This is a genomic window from Micromonospora sp. NPDC048830, assembly GCF_043198215.1.
Taxonomy (GTDB): Bacteria; Actinomycetota; Actinomycetes; order Mycobacteriales; family Micromonosporaceae; genus Micromonospora.
In genome coordinates this window covers 48813-60491 of the sequence record NZ_JBICUP010000041.1, presented here as the reverse complement: position 1 = coordinate 60491, position 11679 = coordinate 48813, and the positions used below count along the sequence as shown (strand labels likewise).

The following is an 11679-nucleotide window of genomic DNA, read 5'->3' as shown; positions in this document are numbered from 1 at the left end:
AGCAACGGACCAAGCACCGTACGCACCCGATGCTCCAGCACCTCGGCCGTGCCGATGTCCTGCCACAACAACGGCAGCTTCGTCCGGGACAACTTCATCCCGGTGAAGCCTTCCAAAACCCGCATCGCGCTCTCGTCGAGCTCAACGGTCGGAATGGCGGCGGCCATCGCGCGCTCCTTTCCTGCCCCCCGATCAGGGGCACCCAGTGCGGATCAGTCAGCCGCGCTGACCGCCACCCCAGCTTCCGACCATCTCGTTCTAGTGCGGATCAGCCGCGATAACCGCCGCTGATCTCCGGGACCAAATCGTTGACGGTATCCTCCGTGTTCTCCCCGACTTGGTGATAAATGCCCAACTTCTCGTCCTGGAATCCGGCCCCGTTACCCAGTTGAACGAAGACCCCGAGCACGATATCCCCGTAGAGGTGCATCACGTACGCGCGAAACTGCTGGCTCTGCTCGTCGTCCCCCGCCCACAGGCCCTCGGCGAGGCGCTTTACCAGGTCTATCGTCCCAATCAGCTCATCCCTGAAATCCCCCAGCAACCCCACCCGCTGGGCCAGGACATCCCCGTTGAAGGTGATCACTTTTGCACTCATGACGCCGCCCGCCCCCGCTGCCGGTCATCCTTGCCGGAAGCCAGGCCGATGACGCCCTCGAAAAGTTCCTCCATGGTCGTGGCCGACCGCGCGACGTCGCCGAGCCCGGCATGGTCGGCCAGCAACTTGGCGGCACCAGCCATCGTCTTCCGCTCGGCGCCCTCGCGAGCGGTACGCGCCGTCGTCACGATCAGGTCGGCCAGCTCGGCCGGCGCGAGTCGCCGGTAGGCGTCCCCGTTGAAGGTGATCCGGGTCAGCTCGCCCTGCCCACCCACGGTCACCGACAGCACCTTCTTCTTGTCTTCCACAGTGGTCTTCGACCGGGCCACGCGCCGGCGTACCCGGTCGGCCGCGGCCTCAGCCTCATCCAGGGCCGCACGCATCTCGGCCAACAGTTCCTCGTCGCCCAACATGCTCATCCCGTTACCTCCTCTGCCATCTCACGGTTGGTCCGCAGCGGCGGGTTCACTTCGGCGTAACAATTGTTCAACGGCCCCGGTACCGGCGGCGCTCGTCCTGGGTGCCGGGACGCTCGTCAGGCGTGTCGAACTCGTCGTCCTCGACCCGGGTGCCACGACCGCGCCGGCCGATCACCGCCGGCGCACAGTCGGGGTCGGTACCCCAGACCTTCTCGTCCTCCTTCAACCAGGTGCTGCGCTGGCGATCGCGGTCCTTCCCCTGGTGGGGGGCGCCGCCCATGCCCGGCATCATGGGGGGCATGAACGGCATACCGCCCGAGCCCGGCTGCGGCATAGTAGCGCCGGCGACCGTGCCTGAGGGCACGCCGCCACCCGAGCCGGCCCCACCCGAGCCCGCCCCACCCGAGCCGGCCCCACCCGGGCCGCCCACGGGCAGCCCCAGCTTGTCCGGGCTCAGCACCCCGGCCGAGCCGGACACGCCGGGCACCGACGACAGGCCGCCCGTACCGACCTGCACCCCAGGCATGTGCGGGAATACGGCCGCGCCGGGTTTGGCGACGTTGCCGAGCACCGGGGGAGTGATGCTCCCGCTCCCGCTCGCGCCCGGCGTGGGCAACACAGCCTTGCCGTCGACCGTGGTCGGGAACAAATTTCTGTCCACCGGCGCCGTCGGCCCGGTGTCAGGCCACTGCAGCTTGCCCGGCTCCCTCAGCCCCGGTACGGATCCGCCCCCGCCAGACTGCCCCGACGGGTTGGGCAGCCCGAGGTCCGCCCGCTGGGCGTCGCTGATCGGGAGCCGGTCCAGCAGCCCGCCCTTCTGCAGCGCGGCAAGCTGATCCGGATTGAGCTGACCGAGCTTCGTCGCGCCGTTCGGCGCCGCCATACCGTGCTCCCGCAGGTAAGCGGCCTGCTCAGGACTGAGCGGCACATTGTTCAACAGCCCGGACGAATCCAGCTGCCGCAACTGGGCCGGCGTCAGATCACCCAACGCCTGCGGCTCGGGCAGCCCGAGGTTCGCCCGCTGGGCATCGGTGATCGGGGTCCGGTCCAGCAGCCCGCCCTTCTGCAGCGCGGCAAGCTGATCCGGATTGAGCTGACCGAGCCTCGTCGCGCCGTTCGGCGCCGCCATACCGTTCTTTCGCAGGTAGGCGGCCTGCTCAGGAGTGAGCGGCACATTGTTCAACAGCCCGGACGAATCCAGCTGCCGCAACTGGGCCGGCGTCAGATCACCCAACGCCTGCGGCTCGGGCAGCCCGAGTTTCGCCTGCGAACCGCTGGTCGGAAAGCCGCCGCCCGGGCCGCCGGTGAACGGATTGTCCACACCGGCGCCAGCAGACGGCTTGACCGACTTGGGGATCAGATTTCCTGGAGAAAGAACACCCGCGGCAAGCGGACCGTCCGCGCCACCATTGGGGAACGGATTGTCCACACCGCCACCAGCGGTAAAGGCACTGCCCGGGCCACCATTGGTGAACGGATTGTCCAGACCACCACCAGCGGTAAAGGCACTACCCGGGCCACCATTGGTGAACGGATTGTCCACACCTCCACCAGCGGTAAAGACACCACCCGGGCCGCCATTGGTGAACGGATTGTCCACACCGCCGCCAGCAGACGGCTTGACCGATTTGGAGATCAGATTTCCTGGAGAAAGAACACCCGCGGCAAGCGGACCGCCCGCGCCACCATTGGGGAACGGATTGTCCACACCGCCACCAGCGGTAAAGACATTACCCGGGCCACCATTGGTGAACGGGTTGTCCATGCCGCCGCCAATGTTCGCGAACGGGTTACCCATGCCGCCGCCGATGTTCGCGAACGGGTTACCCATGCCGCCGCCGATGTTCGCGAAGGGATTACCCATGTTCGCGAACGGGTTGCCCATGTTGGCGAACGGGTTGCCCATGTTCGCGAAGGGGTTACCCCAGTTGGCGAAGGGGTCCGGCATGTTGCCGAACGGATTGTTGGCGAATGGGCTATTGGGCATCGCCCCGACGTCGTTGGGCATCGGCAGGGGCGCTGGCGGCTTCGGGTCGGTGATGCTTATCGGGTTGCGCGCATCGACGAACACCGACATGAGGGTCTTCGCCGCGACCAACGCCGGCTCGAAGGCTTCGAGGGCGTGGTTGGCCCACATCTGGCGCAGATGCTGGTCCAGCTTGTTCCACTCGGGGACGCTGAAGGCCTCGAACGGGTGGTACTTCACCCACGCCGGCGGCGTCCACGTGACGGGCTTGTCTGGTTGTTTTCCTCCACGTGTTGCGTTTTGTTGCAGCTTGGTGTTGGCGTACTGCTGGCCCAGGTCCCAGGCGTTCGACTGGCCATCGTGCAGGTCGCCATACTCGAGAGTGCTCTCGTTGAACATTCTGGCGATGAGCCGGTACGGGTGCTGCCAGGTGCCGCTCGGGTAGATCTTGTACCACCTGTCGAAGGTGTCCTCCACCGCGTGGATGAAGTCCCACATCGCCTGCTGGACCTGGGACAGCGTCGTGTCCCATATTTTGAACTGGGGATCGACGTCGACGAGGAACTTGTTCGCGTTCTGCACCCGACGGATCCAGGCCGATTCGGCGGAGCCTTTGAATTCGGGGTTCTTGACGTTCACCGACTTGATCTGGTCGGTCAGCGAACCCGAGATCCCCATCGCGTGGGTCGTCAGGTTGCCCAGGATCTCGCGAAGGGACCCGATCGAGTCCGGGTCGAACGCCTTACCCGGTCCGGCCACCTTGGGCAGGTCGGCGATCAGGCGTTCCCACGCATTGCCGAGCCTGACGACCGGGTTGCCAGCGGCGTTGGTCACGTCCCCCGGGTTGGTGGTGTTGTGCGTCTGCCCCTGAGGCGTTTCGTTGTTGGTCACGCCCACCCACACCGTCAGGCGGGTGACGTGCTTCATCGCCCCGTCCTGCCTCCACTTGTAGAAGGTGACGGCATCCTTGTCGTAATCGGGCATGTAACCGCCGACACGGGTGTGGTGGCTGATCTGGTTGACCAGCCAGTAGCCGGGGCCCTTGATGGTCCGCGGTCGGTACTCGTTGTTGATGGAACCTTCTTTCCCGTCGCTTCCGCCGCCGAGTACCAGCCCCAAAATGCTTGCTAGCGCGTCCTCGAACGTCGCTATGTTCGTCATCACTAACTCCCAGAACTGGGCATGAAGTAATTGAACTGCTCGGCGCTCAACGTGCTCGCCTGTTCGACGGCATCGGAGTCGGCCAGCAGGAATTTGATGCCGAGCTCCAGGATGTTGATTTCGCCCCGCGCGCCCTTGAAGCGCGCGGCCAGGCCCGCCCGAACGGTATCGATCCTCTCCGTCAGGCCCTCCGCCTCGGTGAAACCCTTCCCGCCGAGGCGCAGCTTGAACGGCTTCGTGAAGTCGACCGTCGAATCCGGCAGGGAGCCGTACACGTAGTCCTTGCCGTACATCAGGTCGATCTCATCTCCCTGCTTGGTGTAGACGCCCTGCAGCTTCCGCAGGTAGTTCTCGTTGATGACGATGTTCTTCATCGTGTATCCCTCTCGACGGAGTCGGCGCAACGGGGACTCGGCTGTACTGATTCGGGGAATCCAAGGTCCACGCAAGTCCATGGACAACGGTGGGTCAGATGCACTGGTCCACCCCGTGGTGCGGCGGACCAGTGCATCTGACCCAGAATCGGCTCGGCAGGATCGCCGTCCCGACCTCATGTGGCGTCGGTTCGGCTGGGCGCTTGCATCGGGTAGGTGATCCGTCGCGTCAGTTTCGCTGGACAGGCATCAGATGCACTGGCTCAGGGACACCGGCGCCCAGCGGTCTCCTAGGTGAAGATGGCCGCGCCCTTGTTGTCGCCGAGGACGTAGTTCTGGACGATCTCCAGAAGGCGAGCCTGCCCCAGTGCCAGGGCCTGTCGCATTTCCTGCTGGCCCTGGTTCCACAGCTGCTGAGCCTGCGCGTAGGCGTCCGGCGCCTGGCCGTTGTTGGCGTCGATGAACCGCCGCACATGCTGCTGGAGGTTTTCCAGCGATCGGTCGAGGTCGCTGGTTTCCCTGCGCATTTCCTCGGCGACGTTGTGTACCGCGGCGGGATTGATGGCATAGTTGGCCATCCTCGGCCTCCTTAACGTTGGTCGGTCCGGGTTTTGTCGGCCCGGGTTTTATGGGTGGGACGTTCGGCGGTCAGGCTGCGGCCCAGCCGCCGGACCGCATGGCGTTGTCGTCTTCGGTCGTGGTGGTCAGTTGCGCGTACTGCTCCATGTTCTGGTTGAGCAGGTTCAGGCCCTGCTGGACCTTCGCGAAGCCGGCCAGCCACTGGTTGACCGCCTGAAGGAACCTCCCCGCGGCCGCGTCGCTCTGCCACACGGCGGACAGGGTGCCCTGTGCGGCCGTGACGTTCCGATAGCTGTCGCTGGCCTCGGTCTGGGCCTGGGCGAACGCCATGACCATGCCGGTGATGGTCGCCTCATCGGCGACGATCCCGTTGTTAGGGATTGCCATGACTCTCCTTGTTTGTCATCCGGCGCGCGTCGCCGGAAGCCATGTGATGTGGTTGCGCCTGCCGCGTCCGGCCGGTGAGTCGGGCCGCGACGCGGATCGATCGGGTACCCGGCGGCCTCACCCCCCTTCCGGCCGGACCAGTGCCGGCCCGACGGGCAGCATGGCGACCAGCGCGGTGGGCATGACCACCGCCTGGTTGAGGGCGTAGCCCAGGGTGGTGACGTCACCGCCCATGATCGGGTAGGCGATCCCCCCGTCGTTGACGAGCAGGCCCTGCTGCCGCCACGGATCGGTTTCGGCGTTCGCCGGGGGCATCAGCAGCGCTCCCCCGCCCGGCGTCACCCGCACCGTCACGGCGCTCTTCCCGCCGCTGCCGCCGGCCGGCATGCCGGTCGCGGTGGCCAGGACGACCGCGGGTTTCTCGCCGGCCTTTCCCGCGAACTCCACGCACACCACGGCACCCTCGGACGTGGAAGGCGGTTTGGGCGGGATGGCCGGCATCGTGGTCAGCGGGCGCACCGGACTGCGCTGGCCGGCGGCGACCAGATCGGCCGCGGTGATGGCAGTCTCCCTGGCCGCGCCCGGCGTGGCCCGCCGCAACAGGTACTCGGTCTCGGTCAGCGGGGCCAGCCCGCCGGTGGTCATCAGATAGTGGCCGACCGTGCCGTTGCCCATGTCCACGGCGAACAGCTGGCCGATCGACGTCGGCCGGCCGGCCACCCTCGGCCCGGCGCCGCCGGCCCCGGCCAGTGTCGGCGGGCCGACCGTACCTCCCGACGGGATCAACTCCAGCCAGCCGGTCGCCACCGGCACGGGGACGAGCATCCCCAGACCCAGCACGTCGGCCATCCAGGACTGGGGAAGCAGCAGCCGCCGCCCTCCCCACAGCAGGTAGGTCTTCCCGCCCGCGGTGACCGGCAGCGCCTGCCCGTCACCTAACGGCTCGGGGGCCGCCGGCACGTCGACGTCCAGGACGACCCGGCCGGCACCCCGGCTGCAGGCACGCCACACGCCCCGGTTGACCCGGTTGGCGGCGGGCAGGACCTGCGGCCCGGCCGGAGTGCCCACCGCCGCGCCCCGCGGCAGCTTGGCGAGCTTGGACGAGGAGACGGCGACCGGGGTGAGCCGACCGCCGGCCAGCAGGGTGGCCGTCGCCACGTCGTTGACCGGGCGCAGTTGGCCGTTGATCAGCACGTACCGCGCCCCGGTCGAGGAGTCCACCACCAGCATCCGCGGCTGCTGCCAACTGGTCGAGCCCGATCCCGGCATCAGCGCCCAGATCGCGACCACGCCCAGCAGCAGGATCGCGAACACGAGGCCGGCGATAGTGCCGGTGCGGTCCCGGCGGGTCGGTGACTCGGCGGTCTCCGGCTCGGCCCGCACCAGCGCACCGGTCACCCGGGTCATCATGTACCGCTGGGCGTCCACCTGGTCACGACGCGACGACATGTCAACCCACCCGCGCCCGGATCACGTCGATCAGGCCGGTGATGACCACGACGGTCGGCGCCAGGGCGGCCACCGCCGCGGTATGCGCCAGGTCGCCCATCCGGCCCCAGATCGGGTTGAACCGCCGGCCGACCGGGATCCGCGCGGCCAGCCCGCACGCCACCACCATGATCAGGCAGCAGCCGATGGCCAGTTGGGCGGCGAGCTGACCCCGGCCCGTGATCGCGGTCAGGCACCAGGTTGCCATGGCGGCCAGCGCCGGGCCGGCCAGCGCCAACCGGTGCCAGGTGCTCGTCATCGGGCGGGTGACCAGGATCTGGGCGGCGGCGGCCAGCCAGGCGGCCAGCGGCGCGGCCCAGCCGGGCGCCGCCGCCAGCCACACCATCGCGGCCCCGGAGACCAGCCCGAGCGCCGCGTACAGGGCGGTCATGAACTGGTCCGCGGCGGCGGCCCGGGTGAGCACCTCGGCGGCCGGTTCCGGGTCGATGTTCTCCTGCAGGTCCGCCGGTTCGGCGGGCGTCTCCGGCAGGGCGAGCCCGGCGAGCTTGAAGGCGGCCGCCGGTACCGCCGGGCGCAGCGCCGTGGTGACGACGACCATGATCGCGGCGATCGTGGTCCAGTCCAGCGTGGCCCTGGTGCGCAGCAGGAGCGCGGCGACGATCAGCAGCCACGCCACCAGCAGGCCGACGGTGACCGGCCGCCAGCCGGTGCGCGGGAAGACGAACGCGGCCACCAGCAACGCGGCGACGGTGCCGGCGCTGGCACCCACGAAGATCAGCCGGGGTACGAAGGCACCGGCCAGTGGGGAGTGCGGCGCGACCGCTTCCAGCGCGGCGAGCACCGTCCCGGCCACGCAGGCGGCGCCCAGGATGCCGGCCGTCGCCCGGTCGGCCAGCCTGCGTACCACCGCGAAACCCGCGACGAAGCACATCGCCGCTATCGCCGCGAGCAGCACCGGGCCCCGGGGCGCGCCCGGCCACATCCGCGCGGCGGCCAGCCAGGCGGCCAGCCAGGCGCCGAGCAGCAGCAGGGCGGTGACCCGCGTGGTCTGCGGCCGCCACAGCCCGGACCGCTTGCGGATGCCGGCCGAGACGCCATCGACAAGGTCGTCGTAGGCCAGCGGCGGAATCTGGTCGGTACGCGGGCGTACGTGGACGACCTCGCCGTCGAGCAGGTCGAGATCCCCGACAGTGCTCGACTCGTCGAGTGCCGGCCCACCCAGCCGCTGGACGATCCAGCCGCTGTGTTCCAGCCCACGATCGGCGAGGTCCGGTCCCAACGCGCTCAGCAGGGCCGGCATCATGTCGGCCAAGGGAATATGGGTGGGCAGGCTCACGTCGACCTGGCTGGTCGGTCCGACGACCAGCAGCCGGCAGAGTTCCCCGCGCTCGGCGCTCATATCCCGAACACGCCTGCACCGTCGCCGGAGTTCACGACTCTTTAATCCTCCCGCAGATGTGTTCGCGCGGTTACCGCGCGAGCTGTAGACCTTGTCCGCCAGGACCGGCCGGGTGGGGTGCGGGGTCGGCCACCGGCGGGCCGGGGAACCCGGATACGGGCCGGGACCCGGGCGAACCGCAGCTGTCGCCACGCTGCCCGCCGGTCGCCGGCATCGCCCGAGGCGTGCGGCCCTGCTCGCAGGCCAGGCCAGATGCGCCTTGGTCGTCCAGCCACCCCACGACCGACCCAACGCGTGATCAGCCGGCTCGTCCCAAGCCCGGCAGGTGGTTCCTTCTACACCCGGTCCGGGTTCCACTCGGGACCGAGGATCGCGGCCTGCTGCTCGACGGTCGGCAGCAGGCCGCGCTCGTGGACGGCGATCATCCGATCCCGGCCGACGCTGAACTGCTGGAGGCGGTCGAGAACGACATGCCTCGACAAGGGACCGGCGCAACCGCATCCGGGCCGGGAGCCGGCACAGAGCTCATCTCAAAGGCCCGGCCGTCGCCGGGCCGGCGCCCGATCGACGTCCTGCCAGGCCGGGAGGCCGAGCCACTCGCGCAATGGCTGCGCGCGCATCCCGGCGTGGTTACTGGTGGGTGCCGCCGTCGACCCGGATTTCTGTGCCGGTGATGAAGGCTCCGTCGTCGGAGGCGAGCATCGCGACGACTCCTGCGACGCTCTCCGGTGCGGCGTGACCCTGTCCGAGGGCGGGTGTGAGTTTGCGGAGCAGGGTGTAGTCGATGTCGGAGGGCACGAGCCTGGTGAAGGCGTTGGTGATGCCGCTGCTGATGCTGCCGGGTGCGATGTTGACGGCGCGTAGGCCCTGCTTGGCGTATTCGCCGGCGATGGCGTGGGTGAACGCCTCGATGCCGCCCTTGCTGGCCGAGTATGCGGCCATGAACGGATGCGAGAACGAGGCGGAGGTCGAGCTGAAGTTGACGATCACGCCGCGGCCGGTGTCCAGCAGTGCGGGTAGGGCGGCTCGGGTGACCAGGAAGGTGCCGGTCAGGTTGACGGCGATGATGTGGTTCCACAGTTCGAGGCTGCAGTCGTGGGTGTGCGCGCCGCGCAGTATCCCGGCGGCGTTGACGAGGACGTCGAGGCGGCCCAGGTCGGTGATGGCGCGGCCGACGACGTCCTGCACGGCGGTCTCGTCGGCGATGTCGAGCACAGCGGTGCTCAGCCGCGGCGCCGTGCCGGCGTTGTCGGCACGGGCCTGGGTGTCGGTGAGTCCGTCGGCGGAGATGTCGGCGGCGAGCACGGTGGCGCCTTCGTCGAGCAGGCGCAGGACGGTGGCTTGGCCGATGCCGGATCCACCGCCGGTGACGATGGCGGTACGTCCGTCGAACCGGTTCATGAGGGGTCCTCTCTGATAAAACGGCGATGCAATTCAGGACCCCGGAGCCGGATCCGGGAGCGCCACGACCGAGGGCCACCGGCCCGGCTGGCGGTCACCGAGGGGACCAGCCGCACGGCCGGGGTCATCATCAGCGCGGCGACGGTGATGGTAGCCGTGTTCGCGCTCTCCGCCACGCGGCCGGTGGCCGCTCTGCCATCCGCAGGCGGCCACCGGCCAGGTCGGTGCGCACTGGCCCGACGACGGCAGCGTCCAGTTGCGGCAACTGGACGCTGCCGGCGCCAGGTCACGCACCGTCTGGAGACGGGACCCGCTTTTCGTAGATCACAGTGGTACTGACCGGAGTTGTGGGGACCCAGCCGTTGGCGGGACCGTCCGGGACACCGCCGGTCGCTACGGCCCAACTGCCGGCCTGCATGGCGCTGTCGTCTTCGGTCGTGGCGGTCAGTTGCGCGTACTGCTCCATGTTCAGGTTGAGCGTGTCCAGGCCCAGCTGGACCTTCTGGAAGCCGGTCAACCACTGCCTGATGGCCTCAATGAACTTCGGCTCGGCCATGTCGCTCGACCACGAGGCGGTCAGCGCCTTGGTTGCGGCTATGACGTTCCGATAGCTGTCCTTGGCCTCGGTCTGGGCCTGCGCGAACGCCATGACCATGCCGGTGATGGTCTCCTGATCGGCGACGATCCCGTTGTTGGGGGTTGTCATGATTCTCCTTCGTCATCCGGCGTGCGTCGCCGGAAGGCGGGTGATGTGGCCGCGTGCACCGCGTCCGGCCGACGGGTCGGGCCACGGCGGCGGATCGGTTGGGCATCCTGCGGCCTCACCCCCCTTCGGCCGGGACCGTGCGCTCGCCGAGGAACCAGTACTCCCGGCGAGTGGTCAGGCAACGCCTGCGGTTAGTGAGCCAATCGGCGGTCACTCACCTTCGGGCCGTCCGAGTGGGGCCATCGGCATTTCGGCCCTCTGGGCCCTGCCGTACAGCAGGCCGTCCCCTGCGGCCCAACTGCCGGCCTGCACGGCGTTGTCGTCTTCGGTCGTGTTGGTCAGTCGCGCGTACTGCTCCATGTTCAGGTTGAGCATGTTCAGGCCGTGCTGGACCTTCTGGAAGCCGGCCAGCCACTGCTGGACGGCCTCAAGGAACCGATGCACGGCCACGTCGCTCTGCCACGAGTTTTGCAGCGCTATGCCTGCGGCTTGGACATTCGCGCTGCTGTTCTTGGCCTCGGTCTGGGCCTGGGCGAACGCCATGACCATGCCGGTGATGGTCGCCTCATCGGCGGCGATCGGGAGTGTGATGCCTCGCGCGTCGTACCCGTACTGATTCTCTGCCATGACTCTCCTTGTTCGTCATCCGGCGTGCTGCCGCCGGAAGGTGGGTGATGTGGCCGCGTGTACCGCGTCCGGCCGATGGGTCGGGCCACGGCGGCGGATCGGTTGGGCACCCGGTGGTCGGTCAGCCGGGCCTGTGACGCCGCCCGGTCGGGTCCGGTCCTGGGTTGTGCCACGCGGATGCGGCCAGCGGCTACGCCCGTCAGGCCAGGCAATGCCTGCGGCTAGTGAGCCGGGTGACGGTCGAGTGGAGTCGGCGGCCATTGGACACGATTGCCGCTGACGAACTGGTGGTTGGGCGCCGTGGCCCAACTGCCGGCCTGCATGGCGCTGTCGTCTTCGGTCGTGTTGGTCAGGTGCGCGTACTGCTCCATGCTGTGGCAGAGCTTGTTCAGGCCCTCCTGGACCTTCTGGAAGCCGGCCAGCCACTGGTTGACGGCCTCAAAGAACCTCTGCGCGGCCGCGTCGCTCTGCCACTGGGCCCGCAGAGTGGCCTGTGCTCCTACGACGTTCCGAAAGCTGTCGGCGGCCTCGGTCTGGGCCTGCGTGAACGCCATGACCATGCCGGTGATGGTCGCCTCGTCGGCCATCAGGCCGAACTCGCCGCCCACGACTC

The 11679-nt window shown here is 68.6% G+C and carries 13 protein-coding genes; all 13 read right to left on the bottom strand.

What is annotated here, in order from left to right; genetic code table 11:
• Positions 1 to 268: 268 nt before the first annotated feature.
• Positions 269 to 586, bottom strand: coding sequence for a hypothetical protein (locus tag ACGFIZ_RS27345; protein WP_393423848.1), 318 nt, complete (start codon positions 584 to 586; stop codon positions 269 to 271).
• 8 nt (positions 587 to 594) lie between these two features.
• Positions 595 to 1017 carry a YbaB/EbfC family nucleoid-associated protein gene (locus ACGFIZ_RS27340; protein ID WP_393423845.1) on the bottom strand — a complete coding sequence of 141 codons (423 nt, stop codon included), beginning with the start codon at positions 1015 to 1017 and terminating at the stop codon, positions 595 to 597.
• 67 nt (positions 1018 to 1084) lie between these two features.
• Entirely contained in the window at positions 1085 to 4144 is a 3060-nt protein-coding gene (locus ACGFIZ_RS27335) for a hypothetical protein (RefSeq protein WP_393423842.1), read from the bottom strand.
• Between the two features lie 2 nt (positions 4145 to 4146).
• Positions 4147 to 4518, bottom strand: coding sequence for a hypothetical protein (locus ACGFIZ_RS27330; protein WP_393423839.1), 372 nt, complete (start codon positions 4516 to 4518; stop codon positions 4147 to 4149).
• A 290-nt stretch (positions 4519 to 4808) separates the two neighbouring features.
• Positions 4809 to 5096 (bottom strand): WXG100 family type VII secretion target, encoded by a 288-nt coding sequence (locus tag ACGFIZ_RS27325; RefSeq protein WP_347669786.1) that lies wholly within the window; start codon positions 5094 to 5096, stop codon positions 4809 to 4811.
• A gap of 70 nt (positions 5097 to 5166) precedes the next feature.
• A complete protein-coding gene (locus ACGFIZ_RS27320; protein ID WP_393423836.1) occupies positions 5167 to 5484 on the bottom strand; it encodes a WXG100 family type VII secretion target in 318 nt (105 codons plus the stop codon).
• 117 nt (positions 5485 to 5601) lie between these two features.
• A complete protein-coding gene (gene eccB / locus ACGFIZ_RS27315) occupies positions 5602 to 6933 on the bottom strand; it encodes a type VII secretion protein EccB (protein WP_393423833.1) in 1332 nt (443 codons plus the stop codon).
• 1 nt (position 6934) lies between these two features.
• Positions 6935 to 8332 (bottom strand): type VII secretion integral membrane protein EccD, encoded by a 1398-nt coding sequence (gene eccD / locus ACGFIZ_RS27310; RefSeq protein ID WP_393423830.1) that lies wholly within the window; start codon positions 8330 to 8332, stop codon positions 6935 to 6937.
• Positions 8333 to 8667: 335 nt separating this feature from the next.
• On the bottom strand, positions 8668 to 8814 hold the full coding sequence (locus ACGFIZ_RS27305; RefSeq protein WP_393423827.1) for a hypothetical protein: 147 nt from the start codon (positions 8812 to 8814) through the stop codon (positions 8668 to 8670).
• Positions 8815 to 8962: 148 nt separating this feature from the next.
• Positions 8963 to 9733 (bottom strand): SDR family NAD(P)-dependent oxidoreductase, encoded by a 771-nt coding sequence (locus ACGFIZ_RS27300; RefSeq protein ID WP_393423824.1) that lies wholly within the window; start codon positions 9731 to 9733, stop codon positions 8963 to 8965.
• A gap of 286 nt (positions 9734 to 10019) precedes the next feature.
• Positions 10020 to 10439 (bottom strand): WXG100 family type VII secretion target, encoded by a 420-nt coding sequence (locus ACGFIZ_RS27295; RefSeq protein ID WP_393423821.1) that lies wholly within the window; start codon positions 10437 to 10439, stop codon positions 10020 to 10022.
• 210 nt (positions 10440 to 10649) lie between these two features.
• Complete coding sequence (locus ACGFIZ_RS27290) at positions 10650 to 11066, bottom strand: hypothetical protein (protein WP_393423818.1); 417 nt, start codon at positions 11064 to 11066, stop codon at positions 10650 to 10652.
• A gap of 221 nt (positions 11067 to 11287) precedes the next feature.
• Positions 11288 to 11674: a WXG100 family type VII secretion target gene (locus ACGFIZ_RS27285; RefSeq protein WP_393423815.1), complete on the bottom strand. Its 387-nt coding sequence runs from the start codon at positions 11672 to 11674 to the stop codon at positions 11288 to 11290.
• Positions 11675 to 11679: the final 5 nt, after the last annotated feature.